This window comes from Halobacillus seohaensis, assembly GCF_042663045.1.
GTDB classification, from domain to species: Bacteria; Bacillota; Bacilli; order Bacillales; family Halobacillaceae; genus Halobacillus_A; species Halobacillus_A seohaensis.
In genome coordinates, this window is the sequence record NZ_JBHSZV010000004.1 from 32,312 (window position 1) to 55,949 (window position 23,638).

Genomic DNA, 23,638 nt, shown 5'->3' on the forward strand with positions numbered 1-23,638 from the left:
CATCGTATAAAGATTATGATAAAATAAAACGATGATGGAAGGACGGGATACATTGAATACATCAGTACTTAAACAGTGGACTAGTTTAGATGAGGAACCGCCAATATCAGAAGTGGAAGCTCTTCGTTTTTTAAATAGCACAGAAATTCAGGATAAAGAATTGCAAGCTGTATTCTATGTAATTCTTGCTTATTATCGGATTAAGAGACACCCTCAACGTGATAAGATAGCCGATCAATTTATAGATGAAGCACGAACTATCCAACCGGATCACAAGCTTGTAAGAGAACTTTATGAATCCTTGCAAATGATGAGGGCGTATACTAATTTACAACATTCCCCGTTAACCCAATGGATTTTGCATGAGACGGATCATTCTCCTGCTAAAGGGAAGAAGGTTCAGTCTATTTATAGTGAAGTTGAACTTATACAAGAACAGTGGAATCAAGGATTGGCTACAAAAACACTTGTAGATGCCACTAATTCCAGACTAAAACTATACCAGGAAATATATGAACACCTTACACAGCTTAAGGTAATTCTAACAGAAGCTCACGACTCAATTGAAAGCCGGCGTACTGATATCCCAGTCAAAGAAGTAAATGAAGGCATCAGACAATTAAATTATTATCAAGATGAATTATATGGTCGCTTGCCTAAATTGTTAACCGCTGATGGTATGGAAAGCCCATTGGATTCTTTCAACCAAATGATTGGGCTACATGATGTGAAATTTTATATTAAACAATATTATCACTTTTTAAAATACCAACAATATCGAAGAAACTTTGGATTTTCTATGGTTGATGATCCTGGACTTCATATGATTATTACCGGAAACCCAGGGACAGGTAAAACAACCATTGCTCGTTTACTTGCCAATATTTATTATGATTTAGGAATTCTAGAAACGAAAGAGGTAGTAGAGGTTAATCGCTCTCATTTAGTAGGGTCTTACGTAGGACAAAGTGAAGAAAATACGATGAATTATGTAAAGCAAGCAGTCGGCGGTGTTCTTTTTATTGATGAAGCCTATAGTTTGAAACGTGAAGGTCAAACCGGAAATGATTATGGTCAAGCGGTCATAGATACACTCGTTTCTGCGATGACTAGCAAGGAATTTGGTGGGAAATTTGCTATCATTTTAGCTGGTTATCCAGAAGAAATGAGGCAATTCTTGTGGTCGAATCCTGGATTGCGGAGCCGTTTCCCTGAACAAAATCACATCCAATTACCGGACTATCAAATGGAGGAATTAGTTCAGATTGCAGAAACTATAGCAATTGAAAATGACTTTTTCTTTACAAAAGAAGCATTACGTTCATTGGAAACTCTGATCGATAAAGAACGGGTCGATGATTCTTTCGGTAACGCCCGAACGATACGTAATCTAGTATTAAAGACTATTTTTCAAAAGGGTGCTTTAGAATCTTGGGAAAACAAGCAACATTGGCTTGATCATATGAGAATCGAATCAGAAGACTTGAACTTTCAACAAAACGTTCATCGCTCTGGGAAGTCACCATTAGAAAGATTAAATAACCTGATCGGATTAAGAAATGTAAAGGAGGAAGTACGTAAGTTATCTTCTTTTGTGAAAGTTCAGCAGCAGCGAAAAGAAAGTGGCTATCCAATCGTACCGATCCAACTACATTCCGTTTTTTCAGGAAACCCGGGAACAGGAAAAACAACTGTGGCCGACATTTATGCTGATATTTTGAAGGATCGTGGATTACTTAAGAGAGGTCACGTAGTTGTAGTTTCAAGGAGTGATCTTGTCGCAGGTTATGTGGGCCAAACAGCAATAAAAACAAAGAAAAAGATTAGAGAAGCTCTAGGAGGAGTGCTTTTTATTGATGAGGCATATGCTCTTTATAATAGTGGAAGAGATGATTTCGGAAAAGAAGCCATTGAAACGATTGTTGATGAAATGACAAAACATAATGAAAACTTAGTTGTTATTTTAGCTGGGTATAAACGAGAGATGAATCAGTTAATTGAAAGCAATCCAGGTTTATCCTCAAGATTTAAAAAATATTTAATGTTTCCTGATTACTCAGAGGATGAATTGTTAGAAATGGCAATCTATCAAACGAATCTGTATGATTACCATTTAGAAGAAGATGCCCAACGTTATTTAATCGAAAAATTTAACAACCATCAAATTCGAGGGAATGGCCGCTTCGTCAACAATTTAATTAACGAATCCATTCAATATCAGTCCTTAAGATTGATGAAAAGTGATAACCAAGCAATCAACAACTTAACTAAAAGCGACGTACTACAGGCGTGGAACAGTGTACGGGGGGAAAATAAAGATGAAGATGAATAAGACAAGCATTCAAGTTCGCTATCAGGAAACGGACATGATGGGGGTAGTTTATCATGCCAACTATCTCATATGGTTTGAAATCGGAAGAACGGCCTTTCTTGAAGACCTTGGTTTTAAGTATCATGAAATTGAAAAGCAAGGAGTTGTTTCTCCTGTAATGGACGCATCCGTTAGTTTTAAACATCCAGTTCGATATGGAGATGATGTTTCTGTTAATACATGGGTAGACGAATATGATGGCTTACGTATTACCTATAGCTATCAAGTTCAGCATGCTACTGGAGAAATAGCTGTTGAAGGTCAAACGAAGCATGTAATTGTGAAAAAAGACAACTTCCGCCCTGTGTCCATTAGAAGGAATTTTCCTGAATGGCATCACGCTTATCTAAGCGCATTGGAGACAAGCGAATAATGGCATTCGGAGTAAAAAGGGTGGAATTAGTAGAATGGAAAAAGAAGGTAGAGCAGGGAGACATTGCTTTTTTAACTCATTATTGGATCGATGATCGATTCCCCGAATGTGACACAGTCACTAAAGTAGGGTGTGCTAATATGGATAAATTAGTAAAGTGGGGGGAAGCCTATCAGCTTAAAGCGGAATGGATTCATCACGACTCCAAATACCCCCACTTTGATCTATTAGGAAATCGACAATATGAAATTTTAAAAAAAGAAAATCAAGAAGAGCAACTGAAACGTTTTTCCTTAAGACAAAAATAACGACGCCGCAACTATTGCGGCGTCGTTATTTTAGTATAAGCGTATGGTTAATCGTAGATAAATTCTGGTTCTTGCCATTTTTCGTTTAGTTGTACGGTTAATGAGCGCCCATCAAAATACCACTCATCATCTGCTTCAATAAAATAAGTCACTTTATTAACTTTATCTTCAGCAATTGGTTCTCTGGCTTTATCCTCTTGTATCGCAAGCGATAGCCCAGGCTGCAATCCGCCTGATCCACCATAACGTACAAAAAATCGGATCGAGGTCTCATTATTTATGTCGATTTCACTTTCATACCATTGTGCAGCTTGCTCGGTTACCTTCAGATTCATAAGCTCATCTCCTCCTTAACCATTCTTTCTCTGTACCGGTTGTGTAGCCCAAATCTTTGAGAAGTAAACTTATTAATATTTTAGTGTTCTAATTTTTTGGCTCATCTTTTTTAAGAGGTACAGGATCAAACCCACCCTTATGAAAGGGATGACATTTGAGGACTCTTTTGATCGTTAGATAAATCCCTTTTACAAAACCAAATCGTTTGAATGCTTCTAGTCCATATTCTGAACAGGTGGGCTGGAAACGACAACTCGGTGGTGTCATTGGACTAATTACTTTTCGATAAAAAGAAATGATAGCAATCATTATCTGTTTCATTGCTGCACCTTACTTCATTTCTTGTTTCTTATCATAGCTTAAGGTAGCTTCGGCATCGTGTAAATGAATGGATTCTTCATTCCTACAGTTCACGGAAAATGATTCTACAAATTCGTATTCATATAGGTCTGCAGCTACAAGACGAATAATATCCTCAACAAAACGCGGGTTTTCATAAGCTTGTTCTGTAACCATTTTTTCGTCCGGACGTTTTAAGACAGGATGAATTCTGGCACTGGCGTTGCTTTCTGCAGCTTCTAGCAATGCTGCCTTCCAGTCAACCTTTTGTTCATCAAAATCTTCCGTAAGCTTTACAGACATCGTAACGTTACCTCTTTGGTTATGGGCGCTGTATTCACTAATTTCCTTTGAACAAGGGCAGAGAGTCGTTATTTTACCAGTGAGAGTTACAATCACGTCATATCCTGTTGCTTTATCATATTGAACTTTGATGGTCGCATCTGCGTGATTCATGCCAGTTAGATCAGAATATGGTCCTTTTCTTTCAAAAAACCAAGGAAAAGATACTTCCACTTCTGCATCATCTTGTTTTAGACGTCCTGCTAACTCTGAAGTGAAAGTTTTCAATGTTTCTATATCAATAGCAAAACCCTGATTATGATATTTGTCGAGTTGTTCAGTAAATCGACTCATATTTGTGCCTTTACTGCCTTGTGAAATAGAAGAACCAAATGTGAACGTGCCTATGGTCGTTTGAATTCCAGGAGTTAATTGACTTGGAATAGAAATAGGGTGTTTCACATTTGATATTCCAACCATATCAATATCAAAAAGAAAATCTTTTTTTGAGTTTTGTAAATCGGCCATTCTTTCCTTTTCAACAGGCTTAGTTCTTGGGCCTGGATCTATGGAACCAAATAGTTTATGTCGATCTTGTTTGGAAGGAAGTTTTTTATGTTTGTTTAATTCCGTTTGATTCATAACTAGGACTCCTTTCAGACCTACTTCATACGAAGAGTATACAATATGTAGATTTATATTTAAAATTTGTTGCTTTTATACTGTGCTTGATCAAATTGATTATACACAAATAAAGAAGCCTACGACAATGGAAATGTCGCAGGTCCACCTACATCCAAGTAATTTTTGGTTCGGTCTTGTTAATAATTCGTTTGATGTTTGTCCTATGTCGGTAGATTACAAATAGAGTAAGTATAGTAATCACAATGGTCAATCCAAATTCCCCGAGAAAGATCGTAAGAATTACTGCGAAAATCCCTGTAGCCATAGAAGATAAAGAAACATATTTCGTTAAATAAAGAAGCAGAAAAAATGTTGCTAATACTATCATGAATACTAAAGGATTCACTCCCAAAACAACACCACCAGAAGTAGCCACTGCTTTTCCACCCTTAAATCCAGCAAAAATCGGGTACATATGTCCGATAACAGCAAATATCCCTACTATTAGAGGAATCACTTCTGCTCCCAGTAATACAGGCAAAACTGTGGCCAGAGTTCCCTTTAAAATATCTGACCCTGTGACGAGTAAGCCTGCTTTTAACCCTAGTACTCTAAATGTATTAGTTCCACCTAGATTTCCACTTCCATGTTCTCGTATATCGATTCCATAACCAACTTTACCTACAATAAGACCAGAGGGAATTGCTCCTATTAGATAAGCAGCTATGATAAAAATAAAATATTCCATAATGTACAACTCCTTACGTCTTTGCTTTTAGTTTATCATTATATTTAATATTAAAGAACAATAAAGTTACTCTTTAGAGGGAATTCTAACTAAGAAAGAGGATGGCATCAGTGAAAGGAAGAGCTAGATCGTGATTGCGAGTCCTTGGGAATATTGTTCATAGATCAATGAAAAAGTGTTTTATCTTTGACATCTCTTATAAATCCTTTAGAATATTGAGTTAGTGAAACTTTTGTAGAAATTGATCAATTCTGAAAAATGTGTCATCATTTAGAAAAATGTGAAATTATTACTTGTGAAATCGATCCCGATAATTTAATCTTACGAGGGTAAGAGTTTTGTTAAAAAAGGGATCAAAGTACTTAAGAAAAGTGGTGGGAAAACTATTGGATTCTATGTCTTTTATTTTATTTGGATCTACGGGAGATTTAGCCAAACGTAAAATCTACCCTGCCTTATATAATTTATTCTTAGATCACTCAATGCCGGAGTCGTTTTCTGTTATAGGGTTGGGACGTAGAAACTGGTCAAACGAAGAGTTTCAAAGGAATGTGGAAGATGCCATTCAAACCTTTTCTAGAACTCCTGTCGATGAAGATGCCATGGATTTGTTTCTTCAGTCATTTCGGTACCATTCATTAGATGTAACGGATAGTCAAGGGTATGAACAGTTGTATCAATTTGTACGTCAGAGAGAAGCAGAATTAAACCTATCGGAAAATCGCATGTTTTATTTATCGGTGTCACCTAAATTATTTGATGTCATCAATTCAAATTTGAAACAAAGTGGTCTGATCGATACGGCAGGTTGGAAACGATTGATTATTGAAAAGCCTTTTGGACATGACTTGGAAACTGCAAGAGAGCTAAACAAAAAAATTAGCACAGTTTTTGATGAGAAAGAAATTTATCGTATTGATCACTACCTCGGTAAGCCGATGGTGCAAAACATTGAAGCTTTAGAGCACTCTAACCCTGTTTTGCAAGCACTTTGGAATAAAGAATACATTGCAAATATGCAGATTACTGCCAGCGAAATTGTTGGGGTTGAAGAAAGGGCTGGCTACTATGACAAGGTAGGGGCCATTCGTGATATGGTTCAAAATCATATCTTGCAGCTGCTTATGATGACAGCCATGCATTTGCCGTACGAAATCAATGCTGAGAATGTTCGCCGTGAGAAGAAGAAAGTGATGGAGTCACTTCGACCTTTAACCAAGGATGATGTTAATCAAGATGTAGTTCGAGGTCAGTACGGACCTGGTATCATTAATGATGAGCATATCCAGGGCTATACTGATGAAGAAGGGATCGAATCATCTTCCCGCAATGACACATTTATTGCAGCACGTCTACGAATTGATAATGATTTTTGGAAAGGGGTTCCCTTCTATATTCGAACCGGGAAACGAATGGAGGAAAAATCAACTCGAATCGTGATAGAATTTAAGAGTCCACATCGACAACGTGCCGAATATGAAGAGCTTGCACCCAATTTATTAATTATTGAGATTAGTCCTAATAAAGGAGTGACTCTGCAATTAAATAGCAAGAATTCACTTAATAATGGGAAGCTTGAGCCTGTTCATATTAATTTTTCTAGGGATCAAAAAGATTTACCAGAAGCATATGAACTACTTATTGCTGATGCCATTCGTGGAGACCAAACCTATTTTGCTCATTGGGATGAAGTTGAATTGTCATGGAAATGGGTTCAACCTATTTTGGAAGTTTTCGAAGAGGATAATGCACCACTTCATTTATATGAATCTGGTTCAATGGGACCAAAAGCTTCTGACCAACTCATAAACGAACAAGGTTTTCACTGGTGGTAAAGACAGCAAAATAAAATGTCTACAAATAAAGATTTGTAATTTCAAAGGAGATGAAGAGTTTGACACAGGAAATTGGTGTAATTGGTTTAGCTGTTATGGGTAAAAATTTAGCTTTAAACATTGAAAGCAGAGGTTACTCTGTAGCAGTTTATAATCGTACAAAAGAAAAAACAGATGAATTTTTAAATAATGAAGCAAAAGAGAAAAACTTTAAAGGTGCTGGCACAATTGAAGAATTTATCTCTACACTTGAAAAACCAAGAAAAATTCTTCTCATGGTCAAAGCAGGACCTGCAACAGATGCAACAATCGAATCCCTTCTTCCTCACCTTGATAAGGGAGATATCCTGATTGATGGAGGGAATACTTTTTATCAAGATACCATTCGTCGTAATAAAGAATTACAAGAGTCAGGTGTTCACTTTATTGGAACAGGTGTATCCGGGGGAGAAGAAGGGGCTTTAACAGGACCTTCCATAATGCCTGGAGGACAAAAAGAGGCTTACGAGCACGTTCAACCCATATTAGAAGCGATTGCAGCTAAAGTTGACGGTGTAGCGTGTACAACCTACATTGGACCTAATGGGGCGGGTCATTATGTGAAAATGGTTCATAATGGAATTGAGTATGGTGACATGCAATTAATTTGTGAAGCTTACTTTATTCTGAAAAATGTGGTTGGATTAACAACTGAAGAACTTCACGAAGTATTTGCCGAGTGGAATAAAGGTGAATTAGATAGCTACTTAATTGAAATTACAGCTGATATTTTCACGAAAAAAGATGAAGATACAGGCAAACCAATGGTGGATGTGATTTTAGACACGGCTGGTCAAAAAGGTACAGGTAAATGGACAAGTCAAAGTGCTCTAGATTTAGGTGTTCCTCTACCGATCATTACAGAATCTGTTTTCTCGCGGTTTATTTCTGCCATGAAGGATGAGCGTGTGAAAGCTAGTAAAATCCTTAGTGGACCTGAGGTGAAACCATTTACGGGCGATAAGAAACAAGTCATCGAATCCGTGCGGAAAGCTCTTTATTTAAGTAAGATCGTTTCATATGCTCAAGGTTTTGCTCAAATGCGTGCTGCTTCAGAAGAGAATAACTGGGATCTTAAGTATGGTGATATTGCGATGATCTTCCGTGGAGGATGTATTATCCGTGCTCAATTCTTACAAAAAATCAAGGAAGCTTATGATCGTGAAAGTGATTTAGACAACTTGTTATTGGATCCTTATTTCAATGATATTGCTAAAAACTATCAGTCAAATTTGCGTGAGGTTCTTTCCTTAGCTATTGACCGAGGAATACCTGTTCCTGCTCTTTCTAGTGCTTTAGCTTATTATGATAGCTATCGCACAGAAACATTGCCAGCTAACCTGTTACAAGCACAACGTGACTACTTTGGTGCTCATACTTATCAACGTGTTGATAAGGAAGGCACATATCATACAGAATGGTTGGAAAAATAAAAAGAATAAGATGATATCCTTGTGATGTAAGTAGTTACAAGCTGTGTAGAAAATGTAAAAAACATTGGAAATAACACTTAAACAACAGGACAATAAAAAAATATCACACAAAAAACGCTTGGGATAATCCAAGCGTTTTTTCAATTTCAAAAAAGACCATTGATCTGATTCGATTAATATTTCACAGCTACATCATCGATTGTGATTTTGACTGTATCTACTCTTATTTCGAACGTTTTGGCTGCCTAACAGATTACTAATAGAATCATTCCTTTTCAAAATTCCTTATTCCATAATAGTTAGTTTTAAATATTATCGTTCACAATCGTTTGATTCACTTTAACATAAAATTACAATCATTATTTGTATGAAACGAGATTCGGTTAATGGCCATTCGTGTTACTTTTAAAATTAGGTTGTTTTTCTCTTCTTTGGTTTTATACGAATACAGGTGCTGGAATGTCAATCATTTTCATCATCATCACTCCTCTAAAATATTACGTTCCGATCCATTTTTACATGGTTTCATATAAGAAGGACACCAATGATATGACTATTCGATGTTTAACCGTCATATTGTTCCCAAGGGTAGGCAGGAATCTTGGTTTTTTTGTCGAATAAGAGATAACAGAGATTCGGACTTTGAGTGTACTGGAGTGTTGGTATGAAGCAAACCGATTTATTTGAGTTTAGTGAAAAAAGGGACGATCCAATTTATATGGAACTTGAAAAGCTTATGAACGGCACTCCATCTGTCGAAATTTCAACTTACATTATTACTAAAAATAGTTTTGATCTTTTTGAAATTGAAAACAAGGAAGTTCATGATTGTGTTAGTTCAATAGATCAATGCTACCAATATTTATACACGAATTTAAAGCAGAAAGGTTAAAAAATCCCCTTGTGAGGTACACACTTCTGTATAGATTTTATTATTAATCAAGTTGAGGTGTATGATGTTGTGGATTAAACATCCTTATTTTAAATACATGACTGGATTTATTTTAGTATTGATATGTATCTATTTCTTACAGTTGTTAAATTTCATTTCGCCTTTTATAACGATCATTAACACGATCTTTTATCCAATCCTTATTGCTGGATTTTTATATTATATTATTAAACCCGCAGTTCGTCAGATTACAAAAATTAAATATATTCCTACATCTCTGGCCATTTTGATGGTATATGGTGCTATAGCTGGTCTTCTGTTTGTAGCTTACCGGACGTTGGCAGAGAAAATTCAAAATCAAGTGTCAGGCTTTTCATCAAATTTGCCTGCAGATTTAAAAGAATCAGCTGAAGAAACCGAGAAGATGATTAAAGATAACGATATGGACGTGGTTTCCATTAGTAGTTTACGTCAGCAGGCAACGAGTTTTTTTAGCGATACATTACAAAGCATGGGAAATCATACAACTGAGATTATTTCAGCCATTACTAGTGCAACAACAGTGCTTGTTGTTGTTCCATTTGTCCTTTTTTATTTCTTAAAGGATGGTAAACGTTTTATGCCATTCATGCTAAGACTCCTTCCAGAGAAACATAATGAAGAAGGCAAAAAGATTCTGAAAAATATTGATCAAACGTTAAGCGCTTATATTATTGGTCAAATTACTGTAGCCTTTGTAGATGGAGTGCTCATGTTTATTGGTTATTTAATCATTGGACTTGAATATAGTCTTATTTTAAGTGTTTTTGTCTTTTTAACCGCTGTTGTTCCTTTTTTTGGACCTATTATAGGTGTTTTGCCCGCGATCATCGTGAGCTTAACACAAGATCCAGTGATGGTCGTTTATGTTCTCGTTGTTCTGATTATTGTACAACAGCTTGAAGGCAACATCGTAGCTCCCATAGTTCTAGGTGATCGATTAAATGTCCATCCCCTAACTATTATTTTGTTATTAATTGTTGCCGCAGCCCTGTATGGGTTTATTGGAATGCTAATCGCAATACCGCTTTACTCTGTAGCGAAAGTAACATTTAAAAATCTCTATCAATTTTATAGACTTCGCAAGGTGAACGCATAATAAATTGTGAACTTACTAAGAAATGTTTTGAGTGTAGGAGAATGAGGGAATATATTGTTGATATTTGTTAAAGAAATTGGGAGGCAGGAACATGATTACGTTCAAAGATGTTAGTAAAACATACCCAGATGGAACTACAGCTATACAATCGATTAATTTAGAGGTTCAAGCAGGCGAACTTTTAACACTGATCGGTCCTAGTGGTTGCGGAAAAACAACAACTATGAAAATAATAAACCGTTTAATCGAACCTTCAGAGGGGACGATTTTGATACAAAACAAAGATATTCGTGATTATAATATTCATGAACTGCGTTGGAATATTGGCTATGTGCTGCAAGAAATTGCTTTATTTCCACATATGACCATTGAAGAAAATATTTCAATTGTACCAGAGATGAAAAGGTGGAAGAAAAAAGAGCTATCAAAACGGATCGACGAATTGATGTTAATGGTAGGACTGGAGCCAGAAAAACATAGAAAAAGAAAACCAAGTGAACTATCTGGAGGGCAACAACAGCGAGTTGGGGTCTTACGCGCTCTAGCAGCAGATCCGGACATTATTCTAATGGATGAACCGTTTAGTGCATTAGATCCAATAAGTAGAGAACAACTCCAAAAAGATATCATATCGCTTCATAAGGAGATAAAAAAAACAATCGTATTTGTTACTCACGATATTGATGAAGCTATGGCAATGGGAGATCGTGTCTGTCTAATGCAAGATGGAGAGATAGTTCAACTGGATAAACCACAGGAATTAATTTTGAATCCTGCTAATTCATTTGTGGAGGACTTCATCGGGGGACGTAAATCCGTATGGCAAACGGCCGTAGATGTTATGATTGATCAAACACAACAAAACCTTTTTACAACCAAAGAGTTTGCCGATGGTGTTGTTCCGTCTAAGGATACGTATGCTATAAAGAATTCGGATCACACCTTTGCTTTTGGGGTTCATAATGGGGATAAAGTAGAGATGCCAGTATTAGAACATAACCAAACCTTAAGAGAAGTTATGGGAACTTTTGAAAAGGTTGATTATCCATTACTTCCTGTGGTTCAACATGGGAAAATGATTGGAACTCTTTCTTATAAAGATATGGTGCTCCACCTCAAAAAACAAATAAAGACGGATAATGGGGTTGTACGCACATGAACGAATTTATCAATGTATTTCAACAAAGACAAGATATGCTTTATGAAAAAATATGGGAACACTTACAAATTTCCATTATTGCTCTTGTAATTGCTACGCTTATTTCTGTCCCTTTAGGTTTGCTGTTAACTAGAAAGAAGAAGTTGGCAGAACCTATCATCGGGGTAACCGCAGTGCTACAAACCATTCCAAGTCTAGCTGTGCTAGCATTTTTAATTCCTTTTTTCGGAATAGGACGAACACCTGCAATTATTGCATTAACCGCTTACGGATTACTCCCGATCTTAAGGAATACGTACACAGGGATAAAAGAAGTAAACCCCGCTCTAAAAGAAGCTGCAACCGGGATGGGAATGAATTCGTTCCGTCGCTTATCGAAAATAGAACTCCCTTTAGCCATGCCAGTAATTATGGCCGGAATTCGAACGTCTATGGTTCTCATTGTAGGTACGACCACAATAGCCGCTCTAATCGGCGCTGGAGGACTAGGTGATCTGATTTTACTAGGATTAGATCGAGGCGGTGACGCTAATTTAATTTTGCTAGGAGCGGTTCCAGCTGCTATTTTGGCTATTGTCCTTGATTTAATCTTAAGGTTGTTTGAGAGAACATCAGCTAAATCTGGTTTTCGTTCCTTAACTACTTTACTTGTTATTGCTGCTCTAATAGCCGTAGGACCACTAGCATTTGGGGGAAAGGTACAAAACGATATAACCATTGGAGCAAAACAAGGTGCTGAGCCCGCAATTTTAATTAATATGTATAAATTATTAATTGAAGAAGAAACAGACATCAATGTAGGATTAGAAGAAAACTTAGGAAAAACTGACTTAGTGTTTAGTTCCTTGCAACAAGGAAGCAATGATATGTATCCTGAATTCACAGGTACAGCTATTGTTTCATTATTAGATAGTCAAGCAGAAAGTAACGAGTCAGATGAAGTTTACGAGCAAGCAAAGCAAGGGATGTCGGAAGAATTCGGTCTTGCATTTCTTGAACCTATGAAATTTAATAATACGTACGCTGTAGCAACTACACAGCAAACTGCAGAACAGTATGATTTAGAATCCATAGGCGATTTAAAAAAAGTTGAAGACGAAATTACCGCGGGTTTCACACTAGAGTTTAATGATCGTCAAGATGGATATCAAGGCATGAAAGAAGTCTATAACTTAGATCTTGCCGAGGTGCGCACCATGGACCCTGGTTTGAGACAAACTGCGATCTCAAATGGGGAAGTAGACGTAATTGATGCATATGCTACCGACGGATATATGGTAAACTTAAACTTAACCGTACTAAATGATCCGGAAAATCTATTTCCGCCGTATCAGGGAGCTCCTCTCATGAGGGAAGAGACGCTAGAGGAATTTCCTGAAATTGAAGGTGTTTTAAATCAGTTAGGTGGACAGATTACAGAAGATCAAATGAGAGAAATGAACTATGATGTAGACTATGAAGATCGAGACCCTCGAGAAGTGGCTCGTGAATTTTTAATCGCAGAGGGATTCTTAGACGAATAAGGAGGTCATTGTATGTTCACTAATCCTGATGAGGAACAGATTCGTAAGATATTAAACGATTCAAAAACGATAGCTGTTGTGGGACTTTCCGATAAACCTCATCGAACTTCGTATCAAGTAAGTCAGGCGATGCAGAAGGCCGGATATAAAATTATCCCTGTAAACCCAACGATAACTGAAACACTAGGTGAAAAAGCCTATGATTCTTTGGGTGAAATTAGTCAATCAATCGATATTATTAACGTATTTAGGCGTTCCAGTTATCTTCCAACCGTTGCCAAAGAAGCATCCTTGCTTGATGCAAAAGCATTTTGGGGGCAACAAGGTGTCTATCATGAAGATGTTCCAGACATTTTAAAGGACAGTCAAATGACAATTATTATGAACAATTGTATTAAAGTAGCCCATGCAGTATTAGGATAAAATGAATCATTTTTGAAGAAATCCCTGTTTTTACAGGGGTTTTTTCGTGCATAATGTTAAAAATATATTTGCGTCTTTTCGTAAAACCGCTACAATATAACAAGCGATGATTTTTTAGTGCACGTTTACAATCACGAACATTTGTTCTATTATAGTGAGAGATTGTGTCGTTTAGAAAGGAGCCGATGGAAAATTGACAAGTCAAAATCAACCCTATTCAGATGATTCCATACAAGTACTAGAAGGATTGGAGGCTGTTAGAAAACGGCCAGGCATGTATATAGGGGCTACAGACCAACGTGGCTTGCATCATCTAGTATTTGAGATCGTCGATAACTCAGTAGATGAAGCACTTGCTGGATTTGGTGAGCATATGACTGTTACTCTCCACCGTGACGGAAGTGTATCTGTAGCTGATGAAGCTCGCGGGATGCCCACAGGAATGCACCAAACAGGTAAGCCCACGCCAGAAGTCATCCTAACCGTCCTTCATGCGGGCGGAAAGTTTGGTCAAGGTGGATATAAATCAAGTGGAGGATTACACGGTGTAGGAGCTTCTGTTGTTAATGCTTTATCAGAGTGGTTAGAGGTTCATATTTACAGAGATGGAGAAAAATTTTATCAACGCTTTGAACGGGGCGGTGTTCCTGTTACTTCTCTTGAAAAGCAAGGAAAAACTAGAAAATCAGGTACTACTATTCGTTTTAAACCAGACGAATCGATTTTTTCAATAACGAAATATAACTTTGAGACATTGTCTGAAAGGCTTCGAGAAGCGGCTTTTCTTTTAAAAGGCTTTAAGATTACATTAATAGATGAACGCGAAGGCTTGGAAGAATCTTATCAATATGAAGACGGGCTAGAATCCTTTGTTGCTTATTTAAATGAAGAAAAAGATACGCTGCATTCGGTTGTTTCCTTTGAAGGAGCTCATTCTAATATCGAAGTAGATTTTGCGTTCCAGTTTAATGATGGATTTACGGATAGCATTTTGTCTTTCGTCAATAATGTCCGCACAAAAGATGGGGGCACTCATGAATCGGGGGCGAAATCAGCGATTACTCGTATCTTTAATGATTATGCAAGGAGAGCACAGCTGTTAAAGGAAAAAGACAAAAACTTAGAAGGAAATGACATTCGCGAAGGATTTACAGCGATTATTTCCGTTCGAATACCTGAGGAACTTCTTCAATTTGAAGGCCAAACGAAAAGTAAATTGGGAACGTCTGAAGCTAGGTCATCGGTTGATGCTGTAGTAGCTGAGAAATTGTCTTATTTTCTTGAAGAAAATCCAGATATCTCGTCCATGTTAGTTAAAAAAGCGATTAAAGCTAAGGAAGCACGTGAAGCGGCTAGAAAGGCTCGAGAGGACGCTCGTTCCGGGAAAAAGCGCAAGCGTAAAGACGCATTATTAAGTGGAAAACTTACTCCTGCCCAGTCGAAAAACGCTCAAAAAAATGAACTATATCTTGTTGAGGGTGACTCTGCAGGTGGATCAGCCAAACAAGGACGCGACAGAAAGTTTCAGGCTGTATTGCCCCTTCGAGGAAAGGTCATCAATACAGAAAAAGCAAAAATTGCCGATATTTTTAAAAATGAAGAGATTTCTACGATTATTAATACAATTGGCGCTGGTGTGGGCGGTGATTTCACACTAGAAGATTGTAATTATGATAAGATCGTCATTATGACCGATGCCGATACGGACGGGGCTCACATTCAAGTATTACTTCTCACGTTCTTTTATCGTTACATGCGACCATTAGTCGAGGCTAAAAAAGTGTATATTGCTCTTCCACCTTTGTATAAGGTTTCTAAAGGCAAAGGTAAAAAAGAAAAGATAGATTACGCCTGGGATGACGAAGGTATGCAAAAATTAATAAAAGAGTATAAGAGCGGTTATACGATTCAACGTTACAAAGGACTAGGTGAAATGAATGCTGATCAGTTATGGGAAACTACGATGGATCCAGAAACAAGGACACTGATTCGTGTTACTATTGATGATTTGGCTCGTGCTGAGCGCAGAGTGACCACGTTGATGGGAGATAAAGTAGCACCTCGCCGGAAATGGATTGAATCCCACGTTGCTTTCGGTCTTGAAGACGAAGCGAGTATCTTAGAAAATGAGAAAATCGAGAAATAAAAGGGGGATATTCTGTTGGCTGAGGCAGAAAAGTATTTAGATTTACCGTTAGAAGAAGTGTTAGGCGACCGTTTTGGCCGCTATAGTAAATATATTATTCAAGAAAGGGCTTTACCTGATGCAAGAGATGGATTAAAGCCCGTGCAGCGCCGAATATTATATGCGATGCACCACGAGAAAAATACGTATGATAAAGGATTTCGAAAATCTGCTAAAACAGTAGGTACAGTAATCGGTAACTATCATCCACATGGTGATTCTTCTGTTTACGAAGCGATGGTTCGTTTAAGCCAGTCTTGGAAAGTTCGTAAACCTCTTATCGAAATGCATGGAAATAACGGCAGTGTAGATGGAGATCCTCCGGCAGCCATGCGTTATACAGAAGCAAGACTATCCAGCATTTCCTCAGAACTCTTAAGAGATATTGAAAAAGAAACAGTCGAACATATTCCAAACTTTGATGATACAATCGAGGAACCAACGGTGTTACCTGCAAAATTTCCGAATTTGCTAACCAATGGTTCAACAGGTATTTCAGCTGGTTATGCCACGGAAATACCTCCTCATAACATAGGGGAAGTCATCGATGCTGTCATTATGAGAATTGATAAGCCTGGAGCTTCAGTCGATGAACTAATGACTAAGTTAAAGGGACCCGATTTTCCAACAGGTGGAACGATTCAAGGAATTGACGGATTGAAGAAAGCTTATGAAACTGGAAAAGGTCGGATTGTTCTTAGAGGGAGAGCTGATATTCAATCCGTTAGAGGTGGCAGAGAGCAAATTGTTATTGATGAAATTCCTTTTGAAGTCAATAAAGCTACACTCGTCAAGCGTATGGATGAGCTACGAATTGATCGAAAAGTAGAAGGTATTTCTGAAGTACGGGATGAGACGGACCGGACAGGTATGCGTGTCGTCATTGAACTTAAGAAGGATGCGCATAGTGAAGGTGTACTCAATTACCTATATAAGCATACAGATTTACAAATTGCCTACAATTTTAATGTGGTAGCCATTCATGAACGTACACCGAAGCTCTTAAGTTTGCCAATGATGCTTGATGCTTATATTACTCACCAAAAAGATGTGGTTACTCGTCAATCAATTTATGACTTAACTAAAGCACAGAAGAGGGCACATATTGTCGAAGGTCTTATAAAGGCCATTTCCATATTAGATGAAGTGATTGCTACAATTCGTGCATCTAAAGACAAACAGGATGCAAAACAGCAATTAATCGCTGCTTATGACTTTACAGAAGAGCAATCCGAAGCTATTGTAACCTTGCAACTTTATCGTCTAACAAATACGGATATAACTGAATTGCAAACGGAAGCGGAAGAATTGCGAAAGCGAATTGAGTACTTACAAGCCCTACTAGCAAGTGAACATGAACTTTTCAAAGTAATAAAGACTGATTTACGATCGATGAAAAAGAAATACAATGAAGATCGATTGACACAGATTGAAGATGAAGTCGAAGAATTAAAGGTAGATCTAGAAGTTACGGTGGCTAGTGAGGATATGGTGGTTTCTGTCACGAAGGATGGCTATATTAAACGTACCAGCCAACGCTCTTATGGAGCTTCTAACGGTAAAGATTTAGCCATTAAAGATGGTGATCACTTATTACGGCTTCTTGAAATAAACACAACAGACACGTTGCTGTTATTTACAAATCTAGGGAAATATTTGTATATTCCTGTCCACAAGCTTCCAGAAATTCGCTGGAAAGACCTGGGTCAACATATCGCAAATATTGTGTCGATTGATAAAAACGAATACTTAATTGATGTGATTCCAATTAGGGAATTTAATGATGACCAGTACTTAGTATTTTTCACAAAAAACGGCATGGTCAAGAAAAGTGAACTGCAGCTTTATCAGGCGACAAGACACTCCAAGCCGCTTGTAGCCGTTAACCTTAAAGGGGACGATGAAGTAATCGATGTGCATGTCACCGATGGAACGGCTGATTTGTTTATTGCTTCTAATAAAGCATATGGGCTTTGGTATCATGAAGACGAAGTGAATACGGTTGGACAAAGGGCTGCTGGAGTTAAAGCCATTCAGCTGAAAGAGGATGAATACGTCGTTTCAGGACAAGTCTTTCAAGCGAAAACTGATCCATCCCTTGTCTTAACTACCCATAGAGCGGCTGTTAAAAGGATGAAGTTAAAAGATTTTGAACGAACGTCGCGAGCTAAACGCGGAGTAATTATGCTACGAGAACTAAAAAAAGATCCCCATCGTGTAATCGACTTGCATGTGGTTTCGAATCAAGATGCTATCGTTGTGAAATCTTCAAAAGACAACTTAACAACTGTCAAACCAATGGATTTTAAAGCAAATGATCGTTATAGTAATGGGTCATATATTATGGATAGCGAGAAAAATGGAGAAATTGTAGAAACTTGGGTAGAGCCCAAATATTCAGCCCCTTTTAACATAGAAGAGACGTAAACTTACAAGACTTTTCCTCACATAGAGGGAAAGTCTTTTGTATTCCATATTGTGTTTTAAGAAAATTATGATAAGATGAATTTATATTCAGTTTGAGGGGATGGTGTATGCTAAATTTAAAAGATCGAATCATTAAACATTCACTCGTTCTTTTTGATCAGTACGGGTTTCATGGAGTTAGTGTAAAGCAAATTGTAGAAGCTTCAGAAACCTCAAAAGGTGGTTTTTACCATCATTTTCACTCGAAAGAAGAGCTTCTTTTTGTCATCCATGATGCATTTATTACATATGTTTCAAAAGAAGCTAAAGCCGCGAATGAAGCCCATTCCTCACCAATAGACAGAATCCAGGCTATGATACGATCTTTTGTTAAGGTTTTTGATCTTTACAAGCCGCATATTTCTGTATTTTATCAAGAAAGTATGTACCTAAAACCTGAATATGAAAAGAGAATCAAAATTAAACGTGAAGAATTCAAACAATTAATCTTATCTGTGATTGAAGAAGGACAGCGCTCTGGTCATTTTCGTAAAGAACTTCCGCCTATTCTTACTAGCATGGCTATTCTAGGAATGGTTAACTGGATTTACAAATGGTATCGCCGTGATGGAGAGTATTCCATCGAAGAGATTGCCGATGTATTTATTGATTTGATCTTACATTCATTATTGCCGTCCAATGTAGAACTAACGTACAAGAATCACTTGTTACAAGTTCCTTTTTTTTACGAGGATAAGTAAACGCTTTCATTTATTTTTTGCTCAGTACAGACCAACTAGTCGGTCTTTTTAGAGGGGGAAATGGTATGGACTTTGAGTTAACAAAAGAACAGCAAATGACCAAAAAAATGGTGCGTGATTTTGCGGATGAGGTAATCCGTCCTCGCGCAGTAGATATCGATGCGAAGGCGAAGTTTCCAAAGGATATATTTGATGAGATGGGGAAATTAGGCCTCCTTGGCATTCCTTTTCCCGAAAAGTATGGAGGTTCCGGTGGAGACACTCTCACTTATGCACTTTCCGTTGAAGAGATTGGAAAGGTTTGCGGATCTACAGGGTTAAGCTACGCAGCAGCAGTTTCTCTAGGTGCAAGCCCGATTTATTATTTTGGAACCGAAGAGCAAAAACAAGAATTCCTAGTTCCGCTTGCAAAAGGAGAAGGATTAGGTTCTTTTGGCTTAACTGAACCAAATGCTGGTTCTGATGCAGGAGGAACTAAGACACAGGCTGTACTCCAAGGGGACCATTACGTCATTAATGGAGAGAAGTGCTGGATTACCAATGCCGAATATGCTCGGTCGATTACAGTGACGGCTGTCTCCGGGAAACGAGAAAATGGGAAGAACATCATTTCAGCTTTTATTATTCCTAAAGATACTCCCGGTATGAAGATTTCGAGCCCCTACGAAAAAATGGGGGTGCGCGGATCTAATACGTCTGAAATTATATTGGAAGACGTAAAGGTTCCAAAGGAAAATATATTAGGAGATTCTCAAGGTGGTTTTAAACAGTTTCTTTACACACTTGATGGGGGGAGAATCTCTATTGCGGCTTTAGCGGTAGGGATTGCTCAAGCTTCATTGGATAAAGCGCTCGCTTACGCAAAGGAAAGAAAACAATTTGGGCAAGCCATTTCGAATTTCCAAGCGATTCAATTCAAGTTAGCGGATATGGCTATGGAAGTAGAGCTTGCTCGAAATATGGTGATGAAAGCTGCATGGTTAAAGGATCAAGGGAAGCCTTTTTCTAAAGAAGCAGCATATGCCAAACTGTATGCTTCTGAAACAGCTTTTCGCTCTTCTAATCAAGCGATCCAAATTCATGGAGGGTACGGTTACATGCGGGAATACGAGGTCGAAAGATTTTTGCGTGATGCCAAGCTTCTTGAAATTGGAGAAGGAACATCTGAAATACAACGAATGGTAATTGCCCGTCAGTTAGGTTGCTAAATAACAAAGGAGGCTCAACTATGTCGTTACTTAAAATGACAGTCGGCGAGTTACTTGAAGAACAGGCAAAGCAATATCCTGAACATGAAGCATTTGTTTATCCTGAATTAGGTTTAAGAAAATCCTATCAAGAGTTTAATAACTTGGTAAACGAGGCAGCACGAGGTTTTATGTCCTTAGGTATTGACAAAAGCGATCATGTGGCTATTTGGTCGGATAATAAACCCGAGTGGTTGGTGTCTCAATTCGCTACCGGAAAGATGGGAGCTGTCCTTGTTACGGTAAATACAAATTATCGTGCGCAAGAGTTAGAGTATTTACTCAAGCAATCAGACGCCTCCACGTTAATTTTAGCAGAAGAATTTAAAGGTGTTTCTTATGTTGATATTTTAAAAGAAATTTGTCCAGAGCTTGAGCAATCATCAAAAGGAGAGTTGCAGAGTGAGAGGCTACCACAGCTAAAAAATATTATTATTCTAAGTGAGAAGGAACATACGGGCTGCTATTCCTGGAGAGACGTGGTCAAAGCTAGTCAGTCAGTAAGTGAACAAAAATTGACTGAGCGTCATCAATCTCTTCATTATGATGAAGTTATTAATATGCAATATACCTCAGGTACGACAGGCTTTCCAAAAGGAGTTATGCTTAGTCACTCTAATATTGTGAATAACGGAAATCAGGTAGCTGATTGTATGCGCCTTACTAATGAAGATCGGTTGTGTATTCCTGTACCATTCTTCCACTGCTTTGGTTGTGTGCTTGGAACACTTGCTGCTGTTTCAAAGGGTAGCACGATGGTTATTTTAGAACAATTCAATCCTGAAACCGTTCTTCGTGCCGTGAAAAATGAATCCTGCACAGCTTTACATGGAGTTCCTACGATGTTCATTGCTGAATTGAATGATCCTAATTTTGAAAAATATAAACCTACGACATTACGAACAGGCATTATGGCAGGAGCGACTTGTCCGATGGAAGTGATGAAGGATGTGATCAATAAAATGGGGGCGGAGGAGATTACAATTGGTTATGGTCAAACGGAATCTTCCCCTGTGATTACTCAAACGAAGACGGACGATCCTATTGAGCTTCGCGTTGGGAGTGTAGGAAAAGCTCATCCGAATGTTGAGGTTAAAGTAGTAGATCCTGCAACAAGGGAGGAAAGCGAACCGGGAATACCAGGAGAACTTTGTACTAGAGGTTATCTTGTCATGAAAGGCTACTATAAAAATGAAGAATCGACAGAAGCTACCATTGATGAAGAAGGTTGGCTTCATACAGGGGACATTGCCGTTATGGATAATGATGGGTATCTTGAAATAACCGGACGGATGAAAGACATGATTATCCGTGGCGGGGAAAACGTCTATCCAAGAGAAATTGAGGAATTTTTATACCAACACCCGAAAGTACTCGATGTTCAAGTCATTGGTGTACCCGATCAAAAATTCGGAGAAGAAATTATGGCTTTCATTATACCAAAAGAAGGGGCAGAAGTAACTGAAGAAGAAATTCGTAAATTTTGTGATGGGAATATTTCCAAACATAAAATCCCCCGTTTTATTCGATTTACCGAAGAATACCCAATGACGGCTAGTGGGAAAATTCAGAAGTTCAAACTTAAGGAGTCAGCTCTTGCATCACTTGAAATTAGAAAATAGGGGGGAGATTATGTTTTCAAAAGTACTCATAGCCAATCGTGGAGAAATTGCTTCTCGTATTATACGAACGTGTCAGCGGTTAAATATCCAAACGGTGGCTGTCTATTCAGAAGCGGATCAACAAGCACCTTACGTAAAAGAAGCAGATGAGCACTATTTAATAGGGAAGCCTCGCGTGAATGAATCCTATTTGAACATCGATAAGATTCTCCGCGTTGCTAAAGAATCAGGGGCAGAAGCGATCCACCCTGGTTATGGTTTGTTAAGCGAGCATGCAGGTTTTGCTAAACAAGTAAGGGAAGCAGGAATCACGTTTATCGGACCTTCCTCAGAAGTGATTTCAAAGATGGGTGACAAGATTGCTGCCCGCAATGTAATGAAACGAGCTGGTGTTCCGGTTGTACCAGGAACGATGGAAGCCGTTGCTGATGTTTCTGAAGCTAAACTTGTTGCAGAAGAATTCGGTTATCCCGTCATGTTAAAAGCAGCAGCAGGAGGTGGTGGCATTGGCATGCAGATGGTAGCTTCAAGCGACGAACTAGAAAAAGCGTTCGAAGGTAATCAAAAACGAGCTCAAACCTTCTTCGGTGATGGCCAAATGTTTATTGAGAAACAGATCATAAACCCCAAGCATATCGAAATTCAAGTATTGGCGGATGAGCATGGAAACGCGATTCATTTGTTTGAAAGAGAATGTTCAATCCAAAGAAGGCACCAAAAAGTTGTCGAAGAAGCACCTTCCCCATCACTTTCCGATCAAACACGTCAACAAATGGGAGAAAGTGCAATAGAAGCTGTAAAAACACTTAATTATACAAACGCGGGCACCATTGAATTTTTAGTAGACGAAGAGGAAAATTTCTATTTCTTAGAAATGAATACAAGGTTACAAGTAGAACACCCTGTAACAGAAGAAATTACTGGTGTAGATTTGGTCGAACAACAGTTGCGTATTGCTGCTGGTGAAAAATTAGTTTACAAACAAAGTGATCTATTCATTCAAGGCCATGCGATAGAAGTAAGGGTGTACGCAGAAGATTCTAATACGTTCTTACCATCCCCTGGCCAGTTAACAAAACTCGTTTTACCTCAAGGAGAGGGGATCCGTCATGAACTTGCTGTTCATGAAACATCAGAGGTCACGCCATTTTATGATCCGATGATCGCAAAGTTAATTGTTACGGCAGATACAAGGGAAGCAACGATTAAAAAATTAACCAAGGCTCTTCACGAGTATGAAATTGAAGGTATCAAATGTAACATTACGATGTTGAAACGGATTGTTACTCACGAAAAATTTATTGTCGGCGAAACAAACACATCATTTATTCAAGATTACTATTTACCAACATTAACGAATCAATAAGGGGGAGAAAACAATGAATGAAGTAAAAGCATCCATGGCTGGAAGTGTATGGAAAATTAACATCCAACAAGGGGAGTCTGTTAAATCCGGTCAAGACGTCGTTATTTTAGAATCCATGAAAATGGAGATCCCTATTCCAGCTGAACAGGATGGAACACTCAAGGAGTTAAAAGTTTCTGAAGGAGACTTTGTAAACGAAGGAGACGTTATTGCTATTATTGAGTAACG

Annotated in this window: 21 protein-coding genes; 17 read left to right on the forward strand and 4 right to left on the reverse strand. The window is 38.1% G+C overall.

Annotation, left to right across the window (positions count from 1 at the left end):
• The first annotated feature begins 52 nt into the window (after positions 1 to 52).
• The 3 genes from ACFQIC_RS00420 to ACFQIC_RS00430 are packed head-to-tail and all read left to right on the forward strand — an operon-like array spanning position 53 to position 3,052.
• Complete coding sequence (locus ACFQIC_RS00420) at positions 53 to 2,332, forward strand: AAA family ATPase (RefSeq protein WP_390216890.1); 2,280 nt, start codon at positions 53 to 55, stop codon at positions 2,330 to 2,332.
• Positions 2,319 to 2,744 (forward strand): acyl-CoA thioesterase, encoded by a 426-nt coding sequence (locus tag ACFQIC_RS00425; RefSeq protein ID WP_204706186.1) that lies wholly within the window; start codon positions 2,319 to 2,321, stop codon positions 2,742 to 2,744. Before ACFQIC_RS00420 ends, ACFQIC_RS00425 begins: the two co-directional genes overlap by 14 nt.
• On the forward strand, positions 2,744 to 3,052 hold the full coding sequence (locus ACFQIC_RS00430) for a hypothetical protein (RefSeq protein WP_204706188.1): 309 nt from the start codon (positions 2,744 to 2,746) through the stop codon (positions 3,050 to 3,052). Before ACFQIC_RS00425 ends, ACFQIC_RS00430 begins: the two co-directional genes overlap by 1 nt.
• 47 nt (positions 3,053 to 3,099) lie before the next feature.
• On the opposite strand, the gene ACFQIC_RS00435 is transcribed toward ACFQIC_RS00430, so the two are convergent.
• The 4 genes from ACFQIC_RS00435 to plsY form a co-directional block, all read right to left on the reverse strand.
• On the reverse strand, positions 3,100 to 3,387 hold the full coding sequence (locus ACFQIC_RS00435; protein ID WP_204706190.1) for a HesB/YadR/YfhF family protein: 288 nt from the start codon (positions 3,385 to 3,387) through the stop codon (positions 3,100 to 3,102).
• 88 nt (positions 3,388 to 3,475) lie between these two features.
• Positions 3,476 to 3,709, reverse strand: a complete 234-nt coding sequence (gene yidD, locus ACFQIC_RS00440) for a membrane protein insertion efficiency factor YidD (protein ID WP_204706192.1) — start codon at positions 3,707 to 3,709, stop codon at positions 3,476 to 3,478.
• A gap of 9 nt (positions 3,710 to 3,718) precedes the next feature.
• Positions 3,719 to 4,651, reverse strand: coding sequence for a GTP cyclohydrolase FolE2 (gene folE2 / locus ACFQIC_RS00445; RefSeq protein ID WP_204706194.1), 933 nt, complete (start codon positions 4,649 to 4,651; stop codon positions 3,719 to 3,721).
• Between the two features lie 148 nt (positions 4,652 to 4,799).
• The gene (gene plsY, locus ACFQIC_RS00450) at positions 4,800 to 5,381 is read right to left on the reverse strand and encodes a glycerol-3-phosphate 1-O-acyltransferase PlsY (RefSeq protein ID WP_204706196.1); all 582 of its coding nucleotides are present in this window, start codon (positions 5,379 to 5,381) and stop codon (positions 4,800 to 4,802) included.
• Positions 5,382 to 5,767: 386 nt separating this feature from the next.
• Between plsY and zwf the strand changes: the two genes are divergently transcribed.
• The 14 genes from zwf to ACFQIC_RS00520 all read left to right on the forward strand — a co-directional run bounded on the left by zwf (position 5,768) and on the right by ACFQIC_RS00520 (position 23,636).
• On the forward strand, positions 5,768 to 7,216 hold the full coding sequence (gene zwf / locus ACFQIC_RS00455) for a glucose-6-phosphate dehydrogenase (RefSeq protein WP_204706199.1): 1,449 nt from the start codon (positions 5,768 to 5,770) through the stop codon (positions 7,214 to 7,216).
• Positions 7,217 to 7,275: 59 nt separating this feature from the next.
• Positions 7,276 to 8,688, forward strand: coding sequence for an NADP-dependent phosphogluconate dehydrogenase (gene gndA / locus ACFQIC_RS00460; RefSeq protein WP_390216891.1), 1,413 nt, complete (start codon positions 7,276 to 7,278; stop codon positions 8,686 to 8,688).
• A 664-nt stretch (positions 8,689 to 9,352) separates the two neighbouring features.
• Complete coding sequence (locus ACFQIC_RS00465) at positions 9,353 to 9,580, forward strand: hypothetical protein (RefSeq protein WP_204706203.1); 228 nt, start codon at positions 9,353 to 9,355, stop codon at positions 9,578 to 9,580.
• A gap of 64 nt (positions 9,581 to 9,644) precedes the next feature.
• Positions 9,645 to 10,718, forward strand: coding sequence for an AI-2E family transporter (locus tag ACFQIC_RS00470; RefSeq protein ID WP_390216892.1), 1,074 nt, complete (start codon positions 9,645 to 9,647; stop codon positions 10,716 to 10,718).
• Positions 10,719 to 10,809: 91 nt separating this feature from the next.
• Positions 10,810 to 11,877: an ABC transporter ATP-binding protein gene (locus ACFQIC_RS00475; protein ID WP_204706205.1), complete on the forward strand. Its 1,068-nt coding sequence runs from the start codon at positions 10,810 to 10,812 to the stop codon at positions 11,875 to 11,877.
• Entirely contained in the window at positions 11,874 to 13,400 is a 1,527-nt protein-coding gene (locus tag ACFQIC_RS00480) for an ABC transporter permease/substrate-binding protein (RefSeq protein ID WP_204706207.1), read from the forward strand. Before ACFQIC_RS00475 ends, ACFQIC_RS00480 begins: the two co-directional genes overlap by 4 nt.
• A 12-nt stretch (positions 13,401 to 13,412) precedes the next feature.
• Positions 13,413 to 13,823, forward strand: a complete 411-nt coding sequence (locus ACFQIC_RS00485; RefSeq protein WP_204706209.1) for a CoA-binding protein — start codon at positions 13,413 to 13,415, stop codon at positions 13,821 to 13,823.
• A 193-nt stretch (positions 13,824 to 14,016) separates the two neighbouring features.
• Complete coding sequence (gene parE, locus ACFQIC_RS00490) at positions 14,017 to 15,969, forward strand: DNA topoisomerase IV subunit B (protein ID WP_204706211.1); 1,953 nt, start codon at positions 14,017 to 14,019, stop codon at positions 15,967 to 15,969.
• Between the two features lie 15 nt (positions 15,970 to 15,984).
• Positions 15,985 to 18,435: a DNA topoisomerase IV subunit A gene (gene parC / locus ACFQIC_RS00495; RefSeq protein ID WP_204706213.1), complete on the forward strand. Its 2,451-nt coding sequence runs from the start codon at positions 15,985 to 15,987 to the stop codon at positions 18,433 to 18,435.
• Positions 18,436 to 18,542: 107 nt separating this feature from the next.
• On the forward strand, positions 18,543 to 19,175 hold the full coding sequence (locus ACFQIC_RS00500; RefSeq protein ID WP_204706215.1) for a TetR/AcrR family transcriptional regulator: 633 nt from the start codon (positions 18,543 to 18,545) through the stop codon (positions 19,173 to 19,175).
• Positions 19,176 to 19,240: 65 nt separating this feature from the next.
• A complete protein-coding gene (locus tag ACFQIC_RS00505) occupies positions 19,241 to 20,383 on the forward strand; it encodes an acyl-CoA dehydrogenase family protein (protein WP_204706217.1) in 1,143 nt (380 codons plus the stop codon).
• Between the two features lie 20 nt (positions 20,384 to 20,403).
• Entirely contained in the window at positions 20,404 to 22,044 is a 1,641-nt protein-coding gene (locus ACFQIC_RS00510; RefSeq protein ID WP_204706219.1) for an AMP-binding protein, read from the forward strand.
• A 10-nt stretch (positions 22,045 to 22,054) separates the two neighbouring features.
• Positions 22,055 to 23,410 carry an acetyl-CoA carboxylase biotin carboxylase subunit gene (locus ACFQIC_RS00515; protein ID WP_204706221.1) on the forward strand — a complete coding sequence of 452 codons (1,356 nt, stop codon included), beginning with the start codon at positions 22,055 to 22,057 and terminating at the stop codon, positions 23,408 to 23,410.
• A 13-nt stretch (positions 23,411 to 23,423) separates the two neighbouring features.
• Positions 23,424 to 23,636, forward strand: coding sequence for an acetyl-CoA carboxylase biotin carboxyl carrier protein subunit (locus tag ACFQIC_RS00520; protein WP_204706223.1), 213 nt, complete (start codon positions 23,424 to 23,426; stop codon positions 23,634 to 23,636).
• Positions 23,637 to 23,638 lie beyond the last annotated feature (2 nt).

Excerpts from the sequence above, each read along its gene's own strand:
- ACFQIC_RS00425 (WP_204706186.1), top strand. The coding sequence starts at position 2,319 with ATGAAGATGAATAAGACAAGCATTCAAGTTCGCTATCAGGAAACGGAC.
- ACFQIC_RS00430 (WP_204706188.1), top strand. The coding sequence starts at position 2,744 with ATGGCATTCGGAGTAAAAAGGGTGGAATTAGTAGAATGGAAAAAGAAG.
- ACFQIC_RS00435 (WP_204706190.1), bottom strand. The coding sequence starts at position 3,387 with ATGAATCTGAAGGTAACCGAGCAAGCTGCACAATGGTATGAAAGTGAA.
- yidD (WP_204706192.1), bottom strand. The coding sequence starts at position 3,709 with ATGAAACAGATAATGATTGCTATCATTTCTTTTTATCGAAAAGTAATT.
- folE2 (WP_204706194.1), bottom strand. The coding sequence starts at position 4,651 with ATGAATCAAACGGAATTAAACAAACATAAAAAACTTCCTTCCAAACAA.
- plsY (WP_204706196.1), bottom strand. The coding sequence starts at position 5,381 with ATGGAATATTTTATTTTTATCATAGCTGCTTATCTAATAGGAGCAATT.
- ACFQIC_RS00465 (WP_204706203.1), top strand. The coding sequence starts at position 9,353 with ATGAAGCAAACCGATTTATTTGAGTTTAGTGAAAAAAGGGACGATCCA.
- ACFQIC_RS00470 (WP_390216892.1), top strand. The coding sequence starts at position 9,645 with ATGTTGTGGATTAAACATCCTTATTTTAAATACATGACTGGATTTATT.
- ACFQIC_RS00475 (WP_204706205.1), top strand. The coding sequence starts at position 10,810 with ATGATTACGTTCAAAGATGTTAGTAAAACATACCCAGATGGAACTACA.
- ACFQIC_RS00480 (WP_204706207.1), top strand. The coding sequence starts at position 11,874 with ATGAACGAATTTATCAATGTATTTCAACAAAGACAAGATATGCTTTAT.
- ACFQIC_RS00485 (WP_204706209.1), top strand. The coding sequence starts at position 13,413 with ATGTTCACTAATCCTGATGAGGAACAGATTCGTAAGATATTAAACGAT.
- ACFQIC_RS00500 (WP_204706215.1), top strand. The coding sequence starts at position 18,543 with ATGCTAAATTTAAAAGATCGAATCATTAAACATTCACTCGTTCTTTTT.
- ACFQIC_RS00505 (WP_204706217.1), top strand. The coding sequence starts at position 19,241 with ATGGACTTTGAGTTAACAAAAGAACAGCAAATGACCAAAAAAATGGTG.
- ACFQIC_RS00510 (WP_204706219.1), top strand. The coding sequence starts at position 20,404 with ATGTCGTTACTTAAAATGACAGTCGGCGAGTTACTTGAAGAACAGGCA.
- ACFQIC_RS00515 (WP_204706221.1), top strand. The coding sequence starts at position 22,055 with ATGTTTTCAAAAGTACTCATAGCCAATCGTGGAGAAATTGCTTCTCGT.
- ACFQIC_RS00520 (WP_204706223.1), top strand. The coding sequence starts at position 23,424 with ATGAATGAAGTAAAAGCATCCATGGCTGGAAGTGTATGGAAAATTAAC.